Origin of the sequence: Phreatobacter stygius (genome assembly GCF_005144885.1) — a bacterium.
GTDB lineage: Bacteria > Pseudomonadota > Alphaproteobacteria > Rhizobiales > Phreatobacteraceae > Phreatobacter > Phreatobacter stygius.
In genome coordinates this window covers 119,809-140,008 of sequence record NZ_CP039690.1, presented here as the reverse complement: position 1 = coordinate 140,008, position 20,200 = coordinate 119,809, and the positions used below count along the sequence as shown (strand labels likewise).

General features: G+C 67.5%; 22 protein-coding genes. 14 read left to right on the top strand and 8 right to left on the bottom strand.

Going from position 1 to position 20,200, the window contains the following annotated elements:
* The first annotated feature begins 115 nt into the window (after positions 1-115).
* The gene (locus E8M01_RS00700; RefSeq protein ID WP_170181711.1) at positions 116-1,315 is read left to right on the top strand and encodes a Tad domain-containing protein; all 1,200 of its coding nucleotides are present in this window, start codon (positions 116-118) and stop codon (positions 1,313-1,315) included.
* Between the two features lie 140 nt (positions 1,316-1,455).
* Here the strand turns inward: E8M01_RS00700 and E8M01_RS00695 are convergent, their stop codons facing one another.
* Entirely contained in the window at positions 1,456-1,776 is a 321-nt protein-coding gene (locus E8M01_RS00695; protein ID WP_136958354.1) for a DUF1476 domain-containing protein, read from the bottom strand.
* Between the two features lie 266 nt (positions 1,777-2,042).
* Here E8M01_RS00695 and purC point away from each other — a divergent pair, with 266 nt between their 5' ends.
* From purC to E8M01_RS00640, 11 genes are all read left to right on the top strand, one after another.
* Complete coding sequence (purC, locus tag E8M01_RS00690) at positions 2,043-2,831, top strand: phosphoribosylaminoimidazolesuccinocarboxamide synthase (protein WP_136958353.1); 789 nt, start codon at positions 2,043-2,045, stop codon at positions 2,829-2,831.
* Between the two features lie 150 nt (positions 2,832-2,981).
* The gene (locus E8M01_RS00685; RefSeq protein WP_136958352.1) at positions 2,982-3,608 is read left to right on the top strand and encodes a hypothetical protein; all 627 of its coding nucleotides are present in this window, start codon (positions 2,982-2,984) and stop codon (positions 3,606-3,608) included.
* Between the two features lie 115 nt (positions 3,609-3,723).
* The gene (locus tag E8M01_RS00680; RefSeq protein ID WP_136958351.1) at positions 3,724-4,272 is read left to right on the top strand and encodes a hypothetical protein; all 549 of its coding nucleotides are present in this window, start codon (positions 3,724-3,726) and stop codon (positions 4,270-4,272) included.
* A gap of 115 nt (positions 4,273-4,387) precedes the next feature.
* Entirely contained in the window at positions 4,388-4,627 is a 240-nt protein-coding gene (gene purS / locus E8M01_RS00675) for a phosphoribosylformylglycinamidine synthase subunit PurS (protein ID WP_136958350.1), read from the top strand.
* 81 nt (positions 4,628-4,708) lie between these two features.
* Positions 4,709-5,407: a hypothetical protein gene (locus E8M01_RS00670; RefSeq protein WP_136958349.1), complete on the top strand. Its 699-nt coding sequence runs from the start codon at positions 4,709-4,711 to the stop codon at positions 5,405-5,407.
* A 48-nt stretch (positions 5,408-5,455) separates the two neighbouring features.
* Complete coding sequence (purQ, locus tag E8M01_RS00665; RefSeq protein WP_136958348.1) at positions 5,456-6,154, top strand: phosphoribosylformylglycinamidine synthase subunit PurQ; 699 nt, start codon at positions 5,456-5,458, stop codon at positions 6,152-6,154.
* Positions 6,155-6,356: 202 nt separating this feature from the next.
* A complete protein-coding gene (purL, locus tag E8M01_RS00660; RefSeq protein ID WP_136958347.1) occupies positions 6,357-8,603 on the top strand; it encodes a phosphoribosylformylglycinamidine synthase subunit PurL in 2,247 nt (748 codons plus the stop codon).
* 14 nt (positions 8,604-8,617) lie between these two features.
* The gene (locus E8M01_RS00655) at positions 8,618-8,851 is read left to right on the top strand and encodes a BolA family protein (protein WP_136958346.1); all 234 of its coding nucleotides are present in this window, start codon (positions 8,618-8,620) and stop codon (positions 8,849-8,851) included.
* 34 nt (positions 8,852-8,885) lie between these two features.
* Positions 8,886-9,242 carry a Grx4 family monothiol glutaredoxin gene (gene grxD, locus E8M01_RS00650; RefSeq protein ID WP_136958345.1) on the top strand — a complete coding sequence of 119 codons (357 nt, stop codon included), beginning with the start codon at positions 8,886-8,888 and terminating at the stop codon, positions 9,240-9,242.
* Between the two features lie 275 nt (positions 9,243-9,517).
* Positions 9,518-10,714 (top strand): hypothetical protein, encoded by a 1,197-nt coding sequence (locus E8M01_RS00645; RefSeq protein ID WP_136958344.1) that lies wholly within the window; start codon positions 9,518-9,520, stop codon positions 10,712-10,714.
* A gap of 120 nt (positions 10,715-10,834) precedes the next feature.
* Entirely contained in the window at positions 10,835-11,449 is a 615-nt protein-coding gene (locus E8M01_RS00640; protein WP_136958343.1) for a glutathione S-transferase family protein, read from the top strand.
* Between the two features lie 408 nt (positions 11,450-11,857).
* Here E8M01_RS00640 and rpsD read toward each other — a convergent pair whose 3' ends face one another.
* Both rpsD and murI read right to left on the bottom strand, forming a co-directional pair.
* A complete protein-coding gene (gene rpsD / locus E8M01_RS00635; protein WP_136958342.1) occupies positions 11,858-12,475 on the bottom strand; it encodes a 30S ribosomal protein S4 in 618 nt (205 codons plus the stop codon).
* 169 nt (positions 12,476-12,644) lie between these two features.
* A complete protein-coding gene (gene murI / locus E8M01_RS00630; protein WP_136964376.1) occupies positions 12,645-13,487 on the bottom strand; it encodes a glutamate racemase in 843 nt (280 codons plus the stop codon).
* Between the two features lie 273 nt (positions 13,488-13,760).
* Here murI and E8M01_RS00625 point away from each other — a divergent pair, with 273 nt between their 5' ends.
* Entirely contained in the window at positions 13,761-14,540 is a 780-nt protein-coding gene (locus E8M01_RS00625; protein ID WP_136958341.1) for an HpcH/HpaI aldolase family protein, read from the top strand.
* Between the two features lie 19 nt (positions 14,541-14,559).
* Here the strand turns inward: E8M01_RS00625 and E8M01_RS00620 are convergent, their stop codons facing one another.
* The 5 genes from E8M01_RS00620 to rpe all read right to left on the bottom strand — a co-directional run bounded on the left by E8M01_RS00620 (position 14,560) and on the right by rpe (position 18,747).
* On the bottom strand, positions 14,560-15,114 hold the full coding sequence (locus E8M01_RS00620; RefSeq protein WP_136958340.1) for an RBBP9/YdeN family alpha/beta hydrolase: 555 nt from the start codon (positions 15,112-15,114) through the stop codon (positions 14,560-14,562).
* Between the two features lie 4 nt (positions 15,115-15,118).
* Complete coding sequence (gene purB, locus E8M01_RS00615) at positions 15,119-16,426, bottom strand: adenylosuccinate lyase (RefSeq protein ID WP_136958339.1); 1,308 nt, start codon at positions 16,424-16,426, stop codon at positions 15,119-15,121.
* A gap of 80 nt (positions 16,427-16,506) precedes the next feature.
* Entirely contained in the window at positions 16,507-17,211 is a 705-nt protein-coding gene (locus tag E8M01_RS00610) for a DUF2259 domain-containing protein (RefSeq protein WP_136958338.1), read from the bottom strand.
* Between the two features lie 52 nt (positions 17,212-17,263).
* Positions 17,264-17,881, bottom strand: a complete 618-nt coding sequence (locus tag E8M01_RS00605) for a hypothetical protein (RefSeq protein ID WP_136958337.1) — start codon at positions 17,879-17,881, stop codon at positions 17,264-17,266.
* Positions 17,882-18,063: 182 nt separating this feature from the next.
* Positions 18,064-18,747, bottom strand: a complete 684-nt coding sequence (gene rpe, locus E8M01_RS00600; protein ID WP_136958336.1) for a ribulose-phosphate 3-epimerase — start codon at positions 18,745-18,747, stop codon at positions 18,064-18,066.
* Between the two features lie 127 nt (positions 18,748-18,874).
* Between rpe and E8M01_RS00595 the strand changes: the two genes are divergently transcribed.
* The gene (locus E8M01_RS00595) at positions 18,875-20,122 is read left to right on the top strand and encodes an NAD(P)/FAD-dependent oxidoreductase (RefSeq protein ID WP_136958335.1); all 1,248 of its coding nucleotides are present in this window, start codon (positions 18,875-18,877) and stop codon (positions 20,120-20,122) included.
* Positions 20,123-20,200 lie beyond the last annotated feature (78 nt).

The following is a 20,200-nucleotide window of genomic DNA, read 5'->3' as shown; positions in this document are numbered from 1 at the left end:
TTGGCGTGCATGTTTCCCTGGCGATCGCGGCCCGGCCGCGCTTGCCCCGACACCTGGCCCGGCGCGCCCGCCGGCGGGATGCCTCCGGCGTTTCCGGGGCGATTCACGCGGCAATGTGGCGGTCATCTTCGCCGTTGCGATCGTGCCGATCATGGCGATGATCGGCGCGGCGGTCGATTACAGCCGGGGGGCTGCCGCCCGCGCCAAGCTGCAGGCCGCGGTCGACGCTGCGACCCTGACCGCCGCCCGCAATGCCGGGCGCATGTCGGATGCGGACCTGAAGAAGGCAGTGGAGCGTGCGCTCCAGGGCAACATGATCGGCGAGACCACCACCACGCTCGGCGCGGTGCGGGTGACCAAGGTCGGCAGCAGCGTCCGCGTCGAGGTCGATTCATCGATGCAGACCTCGATCTGGGGCGTTGTCGGCATCAACAGCCTGGACGTGAATGTCGTGTCGCAGGTGCGCTGGAACACGCCGAACATCGAAATCGCGCTGGTGCTCGACAATACCGGCTCGATGAGCTCGAACAACAAGATGACCGAGCTGAAGAAGGCTGTCCTCCAGTTCCTCAAGGACATGGAGGATATCCGCCTGACCACCGAACAGGTGCGCATCTCGATCGTGCCGTTCGACACCCTGGTCAATATCGGCACCGGCACCATCGGCACCACCTTCCGCAACTCGAACTGGATCCGCTTCGATACGACGGACCTGCCGACGGCCCTGCGGACGACGCAGCAGAACTGGCGGGGTTGCCTGACCGATCGCGATCAGCCGAACGACGTCAACGACGCGACGCCGAACAGCACCGCGACGCGCTACCGGGCCGCCGATTGCGCCAACGATGCGCTCGCTCAGATGAACCCGCTGACCTCGAATTTCGATACGCTGCGTACGGTCATCGGCAAGATGTCGCCTTCCGGCAATACCAATATCACCATTGGCATGCAGCTGGGCCTTGCGACGCTTTCGACGGGCGCTCCGTTCACCGAGACGGCCAGTGCCGATCCAGAAGTGAAGCGCTTCATGGTCCTGCTGACCGATGGCGAAAATACCCAGAACCGGTTCAGCAACTCGTCGTCGGCGATCGATGCCCGCGCCAAACTGATGTGCGACGCGATCAAGCTTCCCGCCAACCGCATCACCCTGTTCACGGTGCGGGTCATCGACGGCGACGAAGCTCTGCTGAAGGCCTGCGCCTCGCCTCCGGTCGACAACATGTCGTTCTATTTTTCGGTGACCTCGGCGGTTGGCATCAACGCGGCGTTCAAGTCCATTTCCGACCTGATCACCCGCTTGCGCCTGTCGGTGTGAACCTCCGCGCCCCGCCCGGCCGGGGCGAACCAGCGATCGGCAAGCGCAATGGCGCTTGGACGCAATGGCCCTTCGACGACGGCATGGCGCGTACCGGCCGGCCGGCCGGCAGCGCCAGCCGGTCGGTCTGCGCGGGCCGTTCAGGCGGCCTTGATCTGGGCGATGGCGGTTGCCATCAGCTCGTCCATGGTCCGGCGGATCTGATGCTCGGACTGAACCACCCCAGCCTTGTCGAGATCGGCCTTGACCTTGCGCAGCACGTCGTGATCGCCGATTTCCTCGAAATCCGACTGGACCACTTCCCTCGCATAGGCGTCGGCCTCGGCGCCGGTCTTGCCCAGCTTCTCGGCGACCCACAGGCCGAGCAGCTTGTTGCGCCGGGCGGTCGCCTTGAAGCGCAATTCCTCGTCGTGAGCGAATCGCTTTTCGAACTCATCCTCGCGTTTGTCGAAAGTGCTCATGGCGCAGTGGTCTCTTGCTTTGACATCGGAATGGTTATGGGGCTGACCCCGACGGGCTTGCATATAGGCGCGGCCTCCCCACTTTGGCGATAGCATAAGGCGTCGCAGGTCGCGAATTCCGGACCGGTGGCGTCGTTGTGCTGCGCCGCACGATCGGATAGGAGAGACTAGCGGGCAAAAGCGCCCGCGCTATCGATTCCCTCGATCGCGACCAGCGCTCGCCCGTCCCGCTGCGGGTAACCGGCAGCCCGGAGCCCCGGAGAGAGATGGACTTCCTCAAGCCACGGTATATCCCAATGAGCCGCCGACGCCGCATCTACGAAGGCAAGGCTAAGGTCTTGTACGAGGGGCCCGAACCAGGAACGCTGATCCAGCACTTCAAGGACGATGCCACCGCCTTCAATGCCAAGAAGCATGAGGTGATCGACGGCAAGGGCGTGCTGAACAACCGCATCTCCGAATATATCTTCCTCAAGCTGAACGATATCGGCGTGCCGACCCATTTCATCCGCCGGCTCAACATGCGCGAGCAGTTGATCCGCGAGGTGGAGATCATTCCGCTCGAGGTGGTGGTGCGCAATGTCGCCGCCGGCTCGCTGTCGACCCGGCTCGGCATCGAGGAGGGCACGCAGCTGCCCCGCTCGATCATCGAGTTTTATTACAAAAACGACGCGCTGAACGACCCGCTGGTCTCGGAAGAGCACATCACGGCCTTCGGCTGGGCGACGCCCCAGGAGATCGACGACATCATCGCGCTGGCCATCCGGGTCAACGACTTCCTGTCCGGGCTGTTCCTGGGCGCCGGCATCCGCCTCGTCGATTTCAAGATCGAATGCGGGCGGCTGTGGGAAAACGACCTGATGCGGATCGTCGTCGCCGACGAGATCTCGCCGGATTCGTGCAGGCTCTGGGACATCAAGTCGAGCGACAAGATGGACAAGGACCGGTTCCGCAAGGACATGGGCGGCCTGATCGAAGCCTATACCGAGGTTGCCCGGCGGCTCGGCGTGATGGGCGAGAACGAACGGGCCACCGGCCCGGTCCTGGTGCAGTAACGCCGGCCGTGCGGCTGGCCTGAACGACCATCGAACGGGGACCACACCCGATTTCTTAAACACCGGCCGTGCAGGCCATGGCCGGTGCAAGGAATGCGGGCTGGAGGTCCCCGTTTTAATGTCCGGCCCAGAGGGTTTTCGAGACTGGCAATGGGTTTTGGCGCGCTTCGGCCGGCAATGCGTGCGGCGGCAACCGGTGCCGCCGCCCTGTTGCTGCTTGCCTCCTGCGCCTATGCGCCGGTGGCCATCGAGGGCCTGGCGCCGGTCGAGATCGGCAGCGACCGCAGCGACAATCCCTGGATGTTCGTGCCGGTCGGCATCTGGCTCACCCGCGACACGGTCGAGCCGCGCGCGGTCGGCATGTGCGAGACCGCGGCCTGTCCGAGCAAGGTGGCGGTTGCCGTTTTCGAGGCGCGCGGCGCCGAGGCGCGCAGCCTGACGCGCAGCCTGCGCAACCCCTCCGAGGTCGCCCGCATCGTGGTCTCGGGCAACCAGACCCGGCGCAGGCTGGTGGCCGAGGCGAACCGCTCGGTGCCGGCCGAGATCGCCGCCCGGCGCATGCCGAAACGGGTCGACGCCCGGGCCCAGCGGCTGCGCCATCGCGGCTTCAGCGGCTTCACGCTGACCATCCGGCGTACCGAAGGCACGGAGCGGGTCGCCCATGCGGCGGTGCTGGCGCGGGCCCGGCGCGATCGCTTGAGGGTGGTCGTGGTGGTCGGCGAACGGCCGGGCGCGGTCGAGGCGACGGTCAAGGCGGCCGCCGAGGCCAATCTCTGAGCCGCCCCCGGCTGTTTCAGCGGCCGCGACCGCGCGTGATAAAATCGAAACGCGCGCCGGGCACGTGTCGCCCGGGTCCGGGCCGTCCGCCTGGGCCGCGTTTCCGGAGATCATGATGCGCCGCGCCCTGCTTTCAATCCTTGCCGCCGCCAGCCTGGCCGTTTCCGGCCTCGTCTCCGCCGGCACGGCCTCCGCCCAGGGTGTCGCCATGTCGGTCGACGGCTGGGCGCGCAGCGAGGCGGCGACCGGCACGGTCTTCTATCGCTGCACGGCGGTGGCCAGTTGCGGCCAGGGCGCGACGGTCAGCTATCGCAAACAGGCCGACGGACCGCTGTCGAGCCTTGCGACCTATCGAACCCAGAATGAGACCGTCGACCGGAACCTGATCGAACGCAGCGCCGGCCGCGTGCTGAGCATCGACATCCTGGAGGTCATCGAAACCGAGGTGGCCGGCGCCAAGGTGCAGACCGCCGTCAAAGTGATCACCCAGGCCGGCGGCCAGCGCGAATATCTGACCAGCACGCGGTTCTCCGATGGCCAGCGCCACTACAGCCTCGTGTCGTCGGGGCCCGACGAGCGTGTCGTCAGGGCCAATCTGGCGGTGTTCCTGCCGGTGGTGATGCTGGCTGCCCAGATCGGCGGCAAGCCGGCGCCGGCGCGCTGAGCGTCACGCCGGCCGATCGGTTTTTGAGACGAATGGTCGGGCGATCGCATTGATCCGGCGCGCGCCACGGTTTAGAGGGACCTGATCCTGCCGAGCCGCCGAGGAGTGCCAAGCGATGAAGGCCCGCGTCACCGTCACGCTGAAGACCGGCGTCCTGGATCCCCAAGGCAAGGCCATCGAGGGCGCGCTGAAGAGCCTCGGCGTCGACGGCATCGACAGCGTCCGCCAGGGCAAGGTGTTCGACCTGGAGCTCGGTGGCGCCGACAAGGCCGCCGCCGAGGCGGCGATCAAGGCGGCCTGCGACAAGCTGCTGGCCAATACGGTGGTGGAAAACTACCGGATCGAAATCTTGTGAATCGCTGATGGCGCCCGGGTGCGGTCCGTGCCAATCGCCATGGACGGAAACCGCGCCCGGGGCGGACAACCGGGGCTCGTCATGGGGCGCAACAGAGCCGTGAAATCGTCGCTTCTCGCCGTCCTCCTGGCGGTTTCGCTCGGGGCCTGCGCCCGGACCGGCGCCCAGACCGGGTTCCGCGCCGCAGACCCCGACACGCCGGTCGCGCTGGGGGCGTCGCGCATTTCCGAGCGGCCGATCGACCCGGACAAGTGGCTGATCCGCTCGGGCGCGCTCAGCCGGCCGAATCGGCCGCCGCAGCAGGTGACCTTCCACATCTGCCGGCAATTGTCCTGCCCGAGCCCGGCCTTCGCGGTGGTCTCCTACACGCCGACCCAGACCCGCGCACCCGACCGCGGCGCGCTCGAACGCATCGCCACCGAGCAGATGCCCGGCCGCAACGAGCTGAACGAACTGGTCGCCTCGGCGCGCGGCGACGGCGCCGTCCACCGGATCATCCTGAGCCGGGTCGCGACCTTCAAGGGCCAGCCGGGCATCGCGGTGGAAATCGAGCGCCGGCGCGACGCCCAATCCCCGGTCATCTATCAGGTCGGCGGCTTTGCCTTTGCCGGCAATCTGATGATTTCGGTCCAGTCGTTCTCGACCGACCGGGCGCTGGCCCGGCGCAACCGCGACCAGATCCTGGACCGGATCGAGATCCGCGAGGGGCCGCGCCCGGACGGGCCGGCGGCTCCGGCCCGGCAGGTGATCCAGGCGGGCGCGCCGGCACCACGTCTTTGACGCCAGCGCGCGGGTCGGGTAGGGGTCCGCGATGAAGGAGACTTCCCGATGAAAGCCGCCGTCATCGTCTTCCCCGGCTCCAATCGCGAGCGCGACATCGCCTATGCGCTGGAGCTGACCTCCGGCGTCAAGCCGGCCATGGTCTGGCATGGCGATAGCGCGCTGCCCGCGGGCACCGACCTGGTGGTTCTGCCCGGCGGCTTCTCCTATGGCGACTATCTGCGCTGCGGCGCGATCGCGGCGCGCGCGGCCATCATGGATGCGGTTCGCGCCCATGCCGCCAAGGGCGGGCTGGTGCTGGGCGTCTGCAACGGCTTCCAGATCCTGTGCGAGGCAGGGCTTCTGCCCGGCGTGCTGATGCGCAATTCCTCGCTGAAATTCATCGCCAGGAACGTCCATCTGAGGGTCGAGCGGTCGAACACGCCGTTCACCCGCCGCTACAATGCCGGCGCGGTGATCGAAGTGCCGGTGGCCCATGGCGAGGGCAATTACATTGCCGACGACGAGACCCTGAAGCGGCTGGAGGCCGAGGGCCGGGTGCTGTTCCGCTATAGCGACGCGGCCGGCACGGTCTCGCAGTCGTCCAACATCAACGGCGCGATGAACGCCATTGCCGGCATCGTCTCCGACAATGGCCGGGTGCTGGGCATGATGCCGCATCCGGAGAATCATGTGGATCCGTCGATCGGCTCGACCGATGGCCGGGCGCTGTTCGAGAGCCTGGCCGAGGCGCTGGAAACGGCCTGAGTTGCCGGCGCGCGAGGCTTGCGGGCCGCGCGGCGTCCGGGCCAGGAAATTGCGGGCAGGCTCTTCCAGCGTGGCATGGCAGACCGTTTCGCCGTTGCGAAATGGACCTTGGACGGTTACTTGCATCGCTTGAGCCGGCGACAGGACGGGCGACGCCAAGGTCCGCTGCCGGCATGAGCTTGGCCCCGCGGCGGAAGACGGCATGAACCCGAACGAACCCAAGATCATTCCGGAACCCAAGAACTTGCCCGAACCGAAGATCACCCCCGAGCTGGTGGCGAGCCACGGCCTGAAGCCGGAGGAGTATCAGCGCATCCTGACGCTGATCGGCCGCGAGCCGACCTTCACCGAGCTCGGCATCTTCTCGGCCATGTGGAACGAGCACTGCTCCTACAAGTCGAGCCGCCTGCACCTGAAGACCCTGCCGACCAAGGCGCCCTGGGTGATCCAGGGGCCGGGCGAGAATGCCGGCGTGATCGATATCGGCGACGGTCTTGCCGCCGTGTTCAAGATGGAGAGCCACAACCACCCGAGCTATATCGAGCCCTATCAGGGCGCGGGCACGGGGGTCGGCGGCATCCTGCGCGACGTCTTCACCATGGGCGCCCGGCCGATCGCGGCCCTGAACGCGCTGCGTTTCGGCGATCCCGACCATCCCAAGACCCGCCATCTGGTGTCGGGCGTGGTCGCCGGCGTCGGCGGCTATGGCAATTCGTTCGGCGTGCCGACGGTCGGCGGCCTGGTCGGCTTCCACACCCGTTATGACGGCAATTGCCTGGTCAATGCCATGGCGGTCGGGCTCGCCCGCACCGATGGCATCTTCTACGCCAAGGCGACCGGGGTGGGCATGCCGATCGTCTATCTCGGCTCCAAGACCGGCCGCGACGGCATTCACGGCGCCACCATGGCCTCGGCCGAATTCGGCGAGGGCGCCGAGGAAAAGCGCCCGACCGTCCAGGTCGGCGACCCCTTCGCCGAGAAGCTTCTGCTCGAAGCCTGCCTCGAGATCATGGCGAGCGACTGCGTCAACGCGATCCAGGACATGGGTGCTGCGGGGCTCACCTGCTCGGCGGTCGAAATGGGCGCCAAGGGCGATCTCGGCGTCGAGCTGCACCTGGAGAACGTGCCGACCCGCGAAGCCGGCATGACGGCCTATGAAATGATGCTGTCGGAAAGCCAGGAGCGCATGCTCATGGTGCTGAAGCCCGAGAAGGAAGAAGAGGCCAAGGCCATCTTCCGCAAATGGGGACTGGATTTCGCGGTCATCGGCCACACCACCGACACGCTGCGTTTCGTGGTCAAGCACCATGGCGAGGTCAAGGCCGACCTGCCGATCAAGGAGCTCGGCGACGAGGCGCCGCTCTATGACCGGCCGCATGTGCCGACCGCGCCGCTCGCGGTGATCGAGCCGGAGAGCATCACGCCGCCGCTGTCGAACGGGGCGGCACTCGTCAAGCTGCTCGGCATGCCGGATCTCGCCTCCAAGCGCTGGGTCTACGAGCAATATGACTCGATCATCCTCGGCAACACCGTCCAGCGCCCGGGCGGCGATGCCGCGGTGGTGCGCGTCGAGCACGGCCCGAAGGGGCTCGCCATGACCGCCGACGTGACGCCGCGCTATTGCGAGGCCGATCCGTTCGAGGGCGGCAAGCAGGCGGTGGCGGAAGCCTATCGCAACATCTCGGCGGTCGGCGCCACGCCGCTGGCGGTGACCGACAACCTGAATTTCGGCAATCCCGAACGGCCTGAAATCATGGGCCAGCTGGTCGGCTGCATCCGCGGCATCGGCGAGGCTTGCCGGGCGCTCGACTTCCCGGTCGTCTCGGGCAATGTCTCGCTCTACAACGAGACCTTCGGCCGGGCCATCCTGCCGACCCCGACGATCGGCGCCGTCGGCGTCATCGACGATTTTTCCAGGAGCGTCGGCATCGCGCCGCAGGCCGAAGGCGACGAGGTTTTCGTGCTCGGCAATACCGATGGCTGGCTCGGCCAGTCGGTCTATCTGCGGGACATCCTGGGCCGCGAGGAGGGGGCGCCGCCGCCGGTCGATCTGGCACTCGAACGCCGCCATGGCGAATTCGTCCGCGGGCTGATCGCCGTGGGGCTCCTGACCGCCTGCCACGACGTCTCGGACGGCGGCCTGCTGGTGGCGCTGGCCGAGATGGCGATGGCCGCCAAGACCGGCATCGCGCTCGAGACCGTGCCCGACGACGTGCCGGCGCATGGCTTCTGGTTCGGCGAGGATCAGGCCCGTTATGTGCTGACCGTCAGGGCCGGCGACATGGACAAGCTGGCGGCGCGCGCGGCCGGCGCGGGCGTCATGCTGACGCGGCTCGGCAAGACCGGCGGGGCCGCGTTGACCCTCCCGGGGGAGCCTCCCATATTGACCAAGGACTTGGCGGCGACGTTCGAGTCGTGGCTGCCGGCCTATATGGGCCAGGCGGCCTGAGCGGAGGAACGACGATGCCGATGGCAGCCGCCGATATCGAGCAGATGATCAAGGAAGCGCTGCCCGACGCTACCGTGGAGATCAAGGACCTTGCCGGCGATGGCGACCATTACGCCGCCACCGTCGTGTCGGAGAGCTTTCGCGGCAAATCGCGGGTGCAGCAGCATCAGATCGTCTATGCCGCGCTGAAGGGCAAGATGGGCGGCGTGCTGCATGCCCTTGCGTTGACGACCAGCGCACCCCATTGATTGGCATAAGCCTATCGTCGAGCGAGAGAACGCCATGACCACGGAAGCCCAGACCAACCCGGCACATGCCAAGATCGACGCCGAATTGAACAGCAGCGACGTCGTGCTGTTCATGAAGGGCACCCCGCAGTTTCCGATGTGCGGGTTCTCCGGCCAGGTCGTTCAGATCCTCGACTATCTCGGGGTTCCCTATAAGGGCGTCAACGTGCTCGATGCCGACGATATCCGCCAGGGCATCAAGGACTATTCGAACTGGCCGACGATCCCGCAGCTTTACGTCAAGCGCGAGTTCATCGGCGGCTGCGACATCACCCGCGAGATGTTCCAGTCCGGCGAGCTGCTCGAACTGATGAAGAGCAAGGGCATTCCGGTTCGCGACTTGACGAGCTGACTTGGTGAGTTGACTTGGTGAGTTGATTTGGCGAGCTGACGCGGCAAAGCCGACGAGCGGCTCGGCTTGGCCCACCGGTTTTCCGGCCTGCTGCGGCGGTCCAAAGGGCCGCCGTTAAGTCTTTGCCAAGAAGTTGCCACAATCGATTGCGACACGAGCTAGAACGGAGGCACCGCGAGAGGGCCTCCTCTCCGTCGCGCGCCGCTGGCCGGCGCTTCGCAAAGCCCAGGATCGCGCACAAGGCGCGGTCGTAAGCCCGAGAGCGCCCGACAGACATGTCCATTCCCCTGTTCCGATCGCAAGTCGTCGCCGTGACATTGGGCCTTTCGATAGGGGCCACCTCGGCGGCGCTGGCGCAGCAGGGCCTGGGCTTTCAGGCCGGACATTCGGCCGGCGTCGGAGCGCCGCTCAATCTCCTGTCGCCGAGTTTCATCGCGCCGACGCCGCGCAACGCCCTGCCGTCGGCGGGTGCCGGTCTCAGCCCGGCGCAGGCCGAGACGGCCGCGCTGGCCGCGCCGCTGCCTTTGCCGCGCCCGGCCGCGGCGCCGCGGCCGGTGATCACACAGGCCTCGGCGCCGGCAGCGGTCGCCGCCGGCCTGGCCTCGCTGCCGCTACCCCAGTCGCAGCCCCAGTCGCAGCCCCAGTCGCAGCCCCTTCGCGACGAATCGGCTGCCGCCCCGCAAGCCCCGGCCTGGCCGACCACACAAGGCTGGTCCGACGACGAACCGCGCGACCGCATCATCATTCCCGGCGCCTTCGCGCGTTCGGCCGCGCGTGCGGCCGAGACCCAGGAGGCAGCGGCTCCGGCCTTGCCCGCCGCCGTGGTCGCCTTCGCGGCGCCCGTGCCGCTGGCCCGGCCAGCCGGCGAGGCGGCGATCGCTGCGGCCGTGTCGACTGCCGGCGGGGCAGGCGCCCCGGCACTGGCCTCGACCACCGCGAACCCGGTCGTGCTGGCCTCTCACGGCAGCGCCACGACCATGGTGATCCCGGCGGCACCCGCGGGCGCCGCTCCCGGCATGGCGCTGCCGCCGGTCGTTTCGACGCCGACACCGGCGCGTGGGCCGGTGCTGGCGTCGCTGCCACCTGACGGCGGCGGCCGCGACTGGCCGCGCTTCCTGCCCGGCACCGCCGGGGTCGAGCGCAATACCGGTCTCGCCGGCGAGCGGGTGATGCCCGATCCGGGCGTGGCGCTGGCCTGCCTGCCACCGCCGGTCCGGCGCGCGCTGAACGATGTCGCCATGCGCTTCGGGCCGATCCTGGTGCGCTCGACCCACCGCGGCAACGGCCGCTTCGTGCGCACCGACGACTGGCGCGGCTCCTACCACAGGGATTGCCGGGCGGCCGATTTCCGGGTCAGCGGCAATGGCGCGGCGGTGATTGCCTTCCTGCGCATGCGGCCCGATCTCGGTGGCGTGAAGCGCTATCGTAACGGCCTGATCCATATCGACGACGGTCCGCGCCGCTCCTGGTGAGGGCGCCGGCGCGACCGGCGAGCGGAGATCGATCAAATCCGGTGATCCACCGATCAGATCACTCCATTTGCGCGCAGCACCATTCTCGATCACTTTCTGCCGCAACGGCAGGAGGCTCCTATGTTGCTCGTCGGCATGCTCGACAGTCCCTATGTGCGGCGCTCGGCGATCGCCGCCACGCTGCTCGGCGTCACATTCGAACATCAGTCGGTTTCGGTGTTCCGGCACATGGACCGGTTCCGTGCCATCAATCCCTTGATCAAGGCGCCGTCGCTGGTCACCGACGACGGCACGGTGCTGATGGAATCGCAGCTGATCATCCAGCACCTCGAGGATGTCTCCGGCAAATCGCTGCGGCCGGTGGTGCCGACGGCACGCATCGCCGATCTCCGCGCGACCGGTCTTGCCATCGTCACCTGCGAGAAGGCGATCGGCATCGAATATGAGCGCAAACGCCCCGAGGCGGTCCGTTATCAGCCCTGGCTCGACCGCGTGCGCGACCAGTTGCAGGAGGCCTTGGCCGCGCTCGACATGATCGCCTGTGACCAGTGGAAGACCGGCCCCGGGCCCTGGAGCCCTGGCGCGATCGGCGCCGCGGTCGCCTGGGGCTTCATCCGCTTCACCATTCCAGACGTCGTGCCGGCCGATGCCTTCCCGGCGCTGGCGGCCCATGCCGCGCGCTGCGAGGCGACAGAGGTGTTCAAGCACTGGCCGATCGACCGGGAGACGCCGTGAGGGTGGAGGGGGCCGGTCGATGGCGCCGTGACGCACTCTGCGCCTGGGGCCTTATCCTGCGAGAGGGGGTAGATTGCGTCGCCAATATGCGCTGGGCGTCCAACTTACACACTACGTCATCCCCGGCCGAGCGAAGCAAGGGGAAGGGGATCCAGGGGGCCGCTTGGCCGCGCTTTCAACGCGTGATCGGGCGCGGAGAGCGCTCCGCGTCGGGGATTTCGCAGCGTCGTCGTTTCAGCCCTTCAACTCCTGGATCCCCTTCCCCTCGCTTCGCTCGGCCGGGGATGACGTAGCGTTTTTCCGGCAGCCGGTTGGGCCGTTTCGCCGTCGCTTCGGGCGTCCTCGCGCCCGCAACGAAAAAGGCCGCTCCGAAGAGCGGCCTTTTGCAGTCTCGGTCGCTGAAACCAATCAGCGCGAATAGAACTCGACGACCAGCGAGGGTTCCATCTGGACCGCGTAGGGCACTTCCGACAGGGTCGGAATGCGCGCCAGCGTGGCCGACATCTTGCCGTGGTCGACGCTCAGGTAGTCGGGAACGTCGCGCTCGCCGGACTGGACGGCTTCCAGCACCAGGATGAGCTGGCGGGAGGCTTCCTTGACCTCGATCACATCGCCGACCTTGACCTTGTAGGACGGGATGTTGACGCGGCGACCATTGACCTTGATGTGGCCGTGGTTGACGAACTGGCGGGCGGCGAACACGGTCGGCACGAACTTGGCGCGGTAGATCACCGCGTCGAGACGGCGCTCGAGCAGGCCGATCAGGTTCTCGCCGGTATCGCCCTTCACCCGCACGGCCTCGGTATAGGTCGCGTGGAACTGCTTCTCGGAGATGTTGCCGTAATAGCCCTTGAGCTTCTGCTTGGCCTTCAGCTGGGTGCCGAAGTCCGAGAGCTTGCTCTTGCGGCGCTGGCCGTGCTGGCCCGGGCCATATTCGCGGCGGTTGACCGGGCTCTTCGGACGACCCCAGATGTTCTGGCCCATCCGGCGGTCAATTTTATACTTGGCGGCGTGACGCTTCGACATCGCGTGTCCCTTGTCGTTATCAATCGATAGGAGACGCGCCCTCCTCTTGTCCCCTGGGGGGACACGACAGACCAGGCCGAAGCCCGATCGCGGGTGCGCAAAATTCCCACGGGTCGCCCGAGAGCGATCCGTCGAGAAGCGGCGTGCTTACAGAGGCCGGCCGCTCATGTCAATGAAGCGGCAGCGGATCGATGAGCGTTTCGCCGATGCCGAAGCCGGAAAAGACCGCTGCGAGCGCGCCGCGGGCGGCGCCGTCGGTCAACAGCGCGACAGCCGGCGCCGCCTTCGCCGCCGGCCGGGCCGGTCCGAGCAATTGCACGACGCGCCGGGCAATGGCCGGCGCCGGGTCGATCCAGGTCACGGCAAAGGGCGCGACGCGGCGGAACGTCTCGACCAGCAGCGGGTAATGGGTGCAGGCCAGCACCACGGTGTCGGTGCGCCTGTCGCCCTCGACAACGAAACAGGGCGCGATCTCGGCCGCGATCGCCGGTTCGTCGGCGGGCTCGCCGCGCATGACCGCTTCGGCAAGGCTTGCCAGATGCACGGAGCCGACCAGCGTCACGGTGCAGCCGAGCCCGAATTCGGCGATCAGCGACCGGGTGTAGTCGCGGGCGACCGTGCCGGGGGTGGCGAGCACGCTGACCAGGCGCGAGGCCGATTGCTCGCAGGCCGGCTTGATCGCCGGCACCGTGCCGACAAAGGGTAGCGCGAAGCGCTGGCGCAGGTGCGGCATGACCAGTGTCGACGCCGTGTTGCAGGCGATGACAACGCAATCCGGCTGGTGGGTGGCGATCAGCCGTTCCATGACGGCGAGAACCCTTGATATCAGATGGTCTTCCGACAGTCGGCCATAAGGAAAGGCCGCGTCGTCGGCGCAATAGACGAAGCGCGCGTCGGGCCTGAGCCTGACGATCTCGCGGTGGACGGTGAGCCCGCCGAGCCCGGAATCGAACACCAGGATGGTCGGCGCGCGGGTCAAGATGTCGGCGCTTGGCTTGATCGTCTGGTGCATGCCGGCAAACGGATCAAAAGTCCTGGAGTCGAAGGTGATACGCATCACGAACCTTCACGCGACAATTGGCCGGATTTTGGTGGAAAAGCGTTAAGTTTTCGCCAGCGTGCCGGTGACCCGATGCGCGCCGCGCCGGTTCCGGCGGCTCTGGTCCAAGGCATCCCAGATGCGCGCTATCTCGGCGTTGACGGAGCGCGCCAATCCCGGCCACTTAATCGTTGAAAATCCGGTCATCGAAGACCCGGTGGTTTGCCATTCAACTTGGAGGATCCGATGCACCAGACGCCGAAGCCCTATACGCTTGCCGAACGCCTGCGCGCCGGCGAGAGCCTGTTCACCGCCTGGCTCAGCATGCCCGAGCCGCTGATCGCCGACGCAATCGCGCGGGAAGGCTTCGACGCCGTCACCTTCGACATGCAGCACTCCTCGATCGACCTGATGGGCGCCATGCGCGGCATCTCGGCGGTCAACCATGCCGGCAAGCCGGCGGGCGTCAGGGTCGCGCTGGAGGATTTCGGTGGTGCGGCCCGGCTGCTCGACGTCGGCGCGGAAATCATCATCGCGCCGATGATCAATTCGGTCGCCGACGCCAAGCGTTTCGCCTCCGCGACCAAATACCCGCCGCTCGGCGACCGCTCCTGGGGTGGCAACCGGTTCCAGCAGCTCACCGGCCTGGGTCCGCAGGAATACCTGCAGAAGGCCAATACGATGACCGTGACGCTCGCCATGATCGAGACCACGGCGGCGCTTGCCGCGGTCGACGATATCCTGGCCGTGCCCGGTATCGACGGCGTCTTCGCCGGCCCCTCGGACCTATCGATCACCCTGCTCAAGGGCGCGAAGCTCGACCCCAACAACGAGGTCGTGGTCGACGCCTTCGACAAGATCATGACGGCGGCGAAAAAGGCCGGCAAGCTCACCGGCTGTTATGCGCCGAGCTTCGAAAAAGCCAAGGAGCTGGCGAGCCAAGGCTGGGGCTTCATCACGCTGGTCAACGACGCCATCATCATCCGCGGTGGTGCTCAAGCCGCCCTGAAGGTGGTGCGCGGCTGATCCGCGCGCGCCCGGCGGTTCAGCCGAGCGCCTTCATGAAGCCGGCGAACCGCATCAGACCCTCCGGCCACGGTCCGTGGCCGGACGCGGTGTTGATGTGGCCGGCTTCGCCCGCGTCCGACAGAGCCGAACCCCAGGAGTAACCGAAATCCTCGGCGCGCGCGTAAGCGCAATGCGGGTCGTTGCGGCTGGCGACCAGGACCGAGGGGAAGGGCAGGGGATCGCGCGGGATCGGTGCGAAGGCCCGGTCGACGTCGGGAATATCGGCGCCCTGTTCGATGTCGGGCATGCTGACCAGGAAGGCGCCGTGCACGACGCCTCTCGGGAACAGCGGCGCCGCATGCGCCACCGTGATGACGCCAAGCGAATGGGCGACCAGCACGACGGGCCGCGTGCAGGAGGCGACCGCGGTGGCGAGACTGTCGACCCAGCGCGCTTTTTCAGGCTTGTGCCAATCGCCGAGATTGACCCGATGCGCGGTCGGCAGCTTGGCCTCCCAGCGCGACTGCCAGTGGTCTTCGCCGGAATTGGTGTAGCCGGGAACGATCAGGATATCGGCGTCGGCAGTGCGCATCGGATCAGCTTGCTCCGAATACCCGGCTGAAGATCGTGTCGACGTGTTTCAGGTGGTAACCGAGGTCGAACTTCTCCTCGAGCTCGGCCTCGCTCAACGCCTTGCGGACATCGGCGTCGGCCTTCAGCAGCGTCAGGAAGTCGCCTTCGCCGCGCCAGACCGGCATGGCGTTGCGCTGGACCAGCCGATAGGCATCCTCGCGCGACACGCCCTTCTGGGTCAGCGCCAGCAGCACGCGCTGGGAGTGGACGAGGCCGCCGAGCCGGTCGAGGTTCTTCTGCATGTTGGCCGGATAGACCAGGAGCTTGTCGATGACGCCGGTGAGGCGGACCAGCGCGAAGTCGAGCGTCACGGTGGCATCCGGGCCGATCATCCGCTCGACCGAGGAATGCGAGATGTCGCGCTCGTGCCAGAGCGCGACGTTTTCCATTGCCGGCATGGCCATGCCGCGGACGAGGCGGGCAAGGCCGGTGAGATTTTCGGTGAGCACCGGATTGCGCTTGTGCGGCATGGCCGACGAGCCCTTCTGGCCCTCGGAGAAGAATTCCTCGGCCTCCAGCACCTCCGAACGCTGCAGGTGGCGGATCTCGACGGCCAGCCGCTCGACGGACGACGCGACCACGCCAAGGGTCGCAAAGAACATGGCGTGGCGGTCGCGCGGGATCACCTGGGTGGAGACCGGCTCGACCTTCAGTCCCATCGCCTTGGCGACATGGTCTTCGACGCGCGGATCGATCTGCGCGAAGGTGCCGACCGCACCGGAAATGGCGCAGGTGCGCACCTCCTCGCGCGCCGCCTCCAGGCGGGCGAGCGAACGGTCGAACTCGGCATAGGCTTGCGCCAGCTTCAGGCCGAAGGTGGTCGGCTCGGCATGGATGCCGTGCGAACGGCCGATGGTCGGCGTGAGCTTGTGCTCGAAGGCGCGCCGCTTCAGCGCCGCCAGCAGGGCCTTGGTGTCGGCGATCAGGAGATCGGCGGCGCGCACCAGCTGGACGTTGAAACAGGTGTCGAGCACATCGGACGAGGTCATGCCCTGGTGGACGAAGCGCGAATCCGGCCCGATGAACTCGCCGAGATGGGTCAGGAAGGCGATGACGTCGTGCTTGACCTCGCGCTCGATGGCGTCGATCCGCTCGACATCGAAGGTAACGTCCTTGGCGCGCGCCCAGATATTGGCGGCAGCCTCCTTCGGGATCACGCCGAGCTCGGCCAGCGCATCGCAGGCATGGGCCTCGATCTCGAACCAGATGCGGAACTTGGTCTGCGGCTCCCAGATGGCGGTCATCTCGGAACGGGAATAGCGCGGGATCATCGCGGGGCCTCGGCGGAAAAAGGGGTCGTGCGCGGTCTAGCAGGCGGGCGGCATCGCCGCAAATGCGGGCGCGCGCCGTCTCAGGGGCCAAGCCTCGCCGCCACCGCGAGATGGCGGCCGTCGGGGGTCTCGAACCCCTTGGCCAGGACCAGGATCAGGACGACCAGGACCGGCGGCGCATTGGTCCCGACCGGGGGATGATAGGTCACGACATCGGCGATGCGGTAGCCGAAGGGCAGGCCCCGGTTTGGCGGGATCGCCCGGTCCTCGTGCAGGGTGCGGGCGGTCTCGCCGGTCTTCAGCACCAGCCGAAAGCCCTTGGTCTCGTCGTAAGGCGACGGCGAGGGCAGGTCATATTCGGCAAGCTCGAGAGTGAGCGGCGGGTCGACCGGCGGATGCACGATCCGCGGCACGAAGGCGACGCGGTGCGGATCGGCCGAGATCTCGGAGATCGGATTGCTGGCGACCAGCTCGCCGCGCGGCGATATGCCTGACAGCAGCGGCCTGGCGCGGGCGGCTGCCGCGGCGCGCGCCTGGGCTATGGTCCTGGTCTCGTCCTCGAGGCGGACGCGCACCGGCGTGCCCGGCACCCAGGTGTCACGCGCGGTATCGACGACATAGATGGTGGCATAGGGAAAACCGCTTCCGTCCGCGGTGCCATATTCCTCGAAGGCGAACCGGCTGCCGTCGGCGTTGAAGCCGAGCAGGGAACGGCTGGCGATGTCGCCGGCCGCCGCCGCGGCAGGCGCCAGAACCGCACAAAGCAGCATCAGCAAGCGGATCATCGGGCGCTCCCCACCGGAGACGCAGCCTGGCAGGCGCCGGGCGATCCGGCAATCAGCGCCGGTGGGCGCGCCAGAACAGCCCGGCGACCATCACCGGCAGCAGCGCTCCCCAGGGCCACCAGAGCCGGAAGGCGGTCGAGACATAAAGCGTGAAGGCATAACCAAGGCCGAAGACGTGATGCCAAAGGGTCATCTCGCCGTCCGGGTCCTCGGAGATCGCCAGAGAGCGGGAATGAACGGCGAAGACGATGCCGGGCGCGATCAGCATGGTGGCGGCGGCGCCGATCAGGGCAAAGCCGAGCCAGAGTGCGAAGGGGGCGCCGTCGAAGCGGCGACGCAGCCCTTCCAGGGCGCGCCAGAACAGCGCCATGCCGGGAAACAGCGGCAAGGCCTGCAGGCAGACCACCGACAGGCTGCGCCAGGAGGGCGCGTGTCCGGCCCGGATCGACAGTGTCGCAGCGGCGGCGATCGCCACCAGCATGACCCAGAAGCCGACCCTGAAGGCGCGCCGCCACGGGCCGTCGTCGCGCGCGGGGGCCGGTTTGACGGCCCGGCGCGGGGCGGCGGCGGCGGTGGTTGCCGCACGTGGACGCCTTGGCCGGCGGACCGGGGCTTCGCCGGCCTCGTCCGCACCGTCGACTTGAACTTTCGCTGCCTGAGTCGTCGCCATGACACCGAGCTTACCGGCGAGCGGTTGACGGGGTCTGAATCACGTTGGGGGCAGGGGGGTGAAGTCGCTGTCGGGCGAGGCAAGCCCGGCCAGGACGAGAATTGCCTGGGGGCTCGTGGACGACAATGATCCTTGGGCTCAGAGGCGCTCGTGACCCCGGACGGCACGAGCGCCCCACCGCCTTAGACCATGGTGCCGCGAGCGCCGTCGGCGGCGGTGCGGATCGCCTCGATATGGGCGGCGTAATGCGCCGGCCCGCCCTTGAACACCGCGGAGCCGGCGACCAGCACGTCGGCGCCGGCGGCGGCGACCAGCGGCGCGGTCTGCGGCGTGATCCCGCCGTCGATCTCGATGACGATGTCGCGGCCGGCGATCATCTGCCGGATCCGGGCGACCTTCTGAACCTGCGAGGCGATGAAGGCCTGGCCGCCGAAGCCTGGGTTGACCGTCATGACCAGGATCAGGTCGGTGAGGTCGAGCACATGGTCGAGCACGTTCTCGGGCGTCGCCGGATTGAGCGAGACGCCGGCCTTCTTGCCGAGATTGCGGATCGCCTGCAGCGAGCGGTGCAGATGCGGCCCGGCCTCGGCATGGACGGTGACGATGTCGGAGCCGGCCTTGGCGAAGGCCTCCAGATAGGGATCGGCCGGCTGGATCATCAGGTGCACGTCGAACACCTTGCTGGTGTGCGGGCGCATGGCCTTGATGACATCGGGTCCGAACGAGATGTTCGGAACGAAATGACCGTCCATCACGTCGAGGTGGATCCAGTCGGCGCCGGCGGCGTCGACCGCGCGCACCTCCTCGCCGAGTTTGGAAAAGTCGGCGGCCAGGATCGAGGGGGCGATCAGGATGGGATTGGTCATCGCAGTCTCCGTGTCGTGTCGCCGGTACCATGCGACAAGGTGCCCGGGCAATGAGGAGCTGGCCTGCGCTTGTCTGGCGCATGGCGAAACGGCACTGTGACGACCGCATTGAAATGATGGTCGGGCAATGACTGCAATCCATGATGTCTTGGTTCTGGGCGCCGGCATGGTCGGCGTTTCCGCGGCGCTCGAGGCGCGCCGCCGGGGTCTGTCGGTGGTGCTGGTCGACCGGCGCGGGCCGGGCGAGGAAACGAGCTATGGCAATTCCGGGGTGATCGATGGCGGCAACCTCTATCCGGTGGCCATGCCGCGCGACCTGCCGACCCTGTTCAAACATGCGCTGAACCGCCAGACCGCATCCCATTACCATCTCGCGGCGCTGCCGAGGGTGGCTGGCTGGATGTTCGACTATTGGCGCTGGTCGGCGGTCGACAAGCTGGAGGAGACGGCGCGTGTCATGCGGCCGTTCTTCGCCGAGGCGGTCGGCAGCCATCGCGAATTCGCCAAGATCGCCGGTGCCGAGCGCTTCTTCCGCCAGGACGGCTGGCTGGAGCTCTACCGCCTGCAGTCGAGCCTCGACGCCCAGGAGCGCCGGCTGAAGCTTGCCAAGGAATACGGCCTGAACAGCACCAAGCTGAGCATGGGCGAGACGCTGGAGCTGGAGCCGCATCTGAAGGGCGCCTTCGCCGGCGCGATCTGGCAGCAGGATTCCGATACGGTGTCGAGCCCGGGCGGCGTCACCAAGGCCTATGCCGAGGCCTTCGTCGCGGCCGGCGGCCGGCTCGCCAAGGGCGACGCCATGACGCTCGCCAAGGTGCCCGAGGGCTTCGCGGTGGATACCGACGAGGGCCGCGTGCTCGCCCGTCAGGCGGTGGTGGCGCTGGGCATCTGGTCGAAGGATCTGGTCGCCAAATTCGGCTACTCGGTGCCGCTGGCCGCCAAGCGCGGCTATCACCGGCACTATCAGCCGAAGGGCAATGCCTTCCTGTCCCGGCAGGTCTGCGACGAGGATGTCGGTTATGTGCTCTGCCCGATGGAACAGGGGATAAGGCTGACCACCGGGGTCGAGATCGCGCTTGCCGAGGCGCCGAAGACGCCGGTGCAGGTCGAGCGCGCCTTCCGCGCCGCCAGCGACCTGTTCGACCTGGGCGAGCCGGTGGAGGCCGAACCCTGGATGGGCCGCCGGCCGGCAACGCCGGATTCGCGGCCGATCATCGGGCCGGCACCCGGCCATGAGGGGTTGTGGTTCGCCTTCGGCCACGGCCATTGGGGGTTCACCCTTGGCCCGGCGACCGCCAAGGCGCTGCTCTCGGCCATGTCCGGCGAGCCGCCGCATGTCGACCTGACGCCTTATCGGATGGGCCGCTGGGGCTGAATACCAGGGTCCGGTGCGAACCGGGCCGGCCTTCGCTCCGGGCTGCCGGCTGCCACGGTTCAACCGGTTCGTCGCCTA

What these genes read in the sequence shown, in the direction of transcription:
- rpe (WP_136958336.1), bottom strand. Translation starts at nt 18,747, where the DNA reads ATGACCAATCCCATCCTGATCGCCCCCTCGATCCTGGCCGCCGACTTT.
- E8M01_RS00620 (WP_136958340.1), bottom strand. Translation starts at nt 15,114, where the DNA reads ATGCGCACTGCCGACGCCGATATCCTGATCGTTCCCGGCTACACCAAT.
- E8M01_RS00685 (WP_136958352.1), top strand. Translation starts at nt 2,982, where the DNA reads ATGGGTTTTGGCGCGCTTCGGCCGGCAATGCGTGCGGCGGCAACCGGT.
- E8M01_RS00655 (WP_136958346.1), top strand. Translation starts at nt 8,618, where the DNA reads ATGCCGATGGCAGCCGCCGATATCGAGCAGATGATCAAGGAAGCGCTG.
- murI (WP_136964376.1), bottom strand. Translation starts at nt 13,487, where the DNA reads ATGCACCAGACGATCAAGCCAAGCGCCGACATCTTGACCCGCGCGCCG.
- E8M01_RS00645 (WP_136958344.1), top strand. Translation starts at nt 9,518, where the DNA reads ATGTCCATTCCCCTGTTCCGATCGCAAGTCGTCGCCGTGACATTGGGC.
- E8M01_RS00680 (WP_136958351.1), top strand. Translation starts at nt 3,724, where the DNA reads ATGCGCCGCGCCCTGCTTTCAATCCTTGCCGCCGCCAGCCTGGCCGTT.
- grxD (WP_136958345.1), top strand. Translation starts at nt 8,886, where the DNA reads ATGACCACGGAAGCCCAGACCAACCCGGCACATGCCAAGATCGACGCC.
- purC (WP_136958353.1), top strand. Translation starts at nt 2,043, where the DNA reads ATGGACTTCCTCAAGCCACGGTATATCCCAATGAGCCGCCGACGCCGC.
- E8M01_RS00625 (WP_136958341.1), top strand. Translation starts at nt 13,761, where the DNA reads ATGCACCAGACGCCGAAGCCCTATACGCTTGCCGAACGCCTGCGCGCC.
- E8M01_RS00670 (WP_136958349.1), top strand. Translation starts at nt 4,709, where the DNA reads ATGGGGCGCAACAGAGCCGTGAAATCGTCGCTTCTCGCCGTCCTCCTG.
- E8M01_RS00610 (WP_136958338.1), bottom strand. Translation starts at nt 17,211, where the DNA reads ATGATCCGCTTGCTGATGCTGCTTTGTGCGGTTCTGGCGCCTGCCGCG.
- E8M01_RS00695 (WP_136958354.1), bottom strand. Translation starts at nt 1,776, where the DNA reads ATGAGCACTTTCGACAAACGCGAGGATGAGTTCGAAAAGCGATTCGCT.
- E8M01_RS00640 (WP_136958343.1), top strand. Translation starts at nt 10,835, where the DNA reads ATGTTGCTCGTCGGCATGCTCGACAGTCCCTATGTGCGGCGCTCGGCG.
- purQ (WP_136958348.1), top strand. Translation starts at nt 5,456, where the DNA reads ATGAAAGCCGCCGTCATCGTCTTCCCCGGCTCCAATCGCGAGCGCGAC.
- purS (WP_136958350.1), top strand. Translation starts at nt 4,388, where the DNA reads ATGAAGGCCCGCGTCACCGTCACGCTGAAGACCGGCGTCCTGGATCCC.
- E8M01_RS00605 (WP_136958337.1), bottom strand. Translation starts at nt 17,881, where the DNA reads ATGGCGACGACTCAGGCAGCGAAAGTTCAAGTCGACGGTGCGGACGAG.
- E8M01_RS00595 (WP_136958335.1), top strand. Translation starts at nt 18,875, where the DNA reads ATGACTGCAATCCATGATGTCTTGGTTCTGGGCGCCGGCATGGTCGGC.
- rpsD (WP_136958342.1), bottom strand. Translation starts at nt 12,475, where the DNA reads ATGTCGAAGCGTCACGCCGCCAAGTATAAAATTGACCGCCGGATGGGC.
- purB (WP_136958339.1), bottom strand. Translation starts at nt 16,426, where the DNA reads ATGATCCCGCGCTATTCCCGTTCCGAGATGACCGCCATCTGGGAGCCG.
- purL (WP_136958347.1), top strand. Translation starts at nt 6,357, where the DNA reads ATGAACCCGAACGAACCCAAGATCATTCCGGAACCCAAGAACTTGCCC.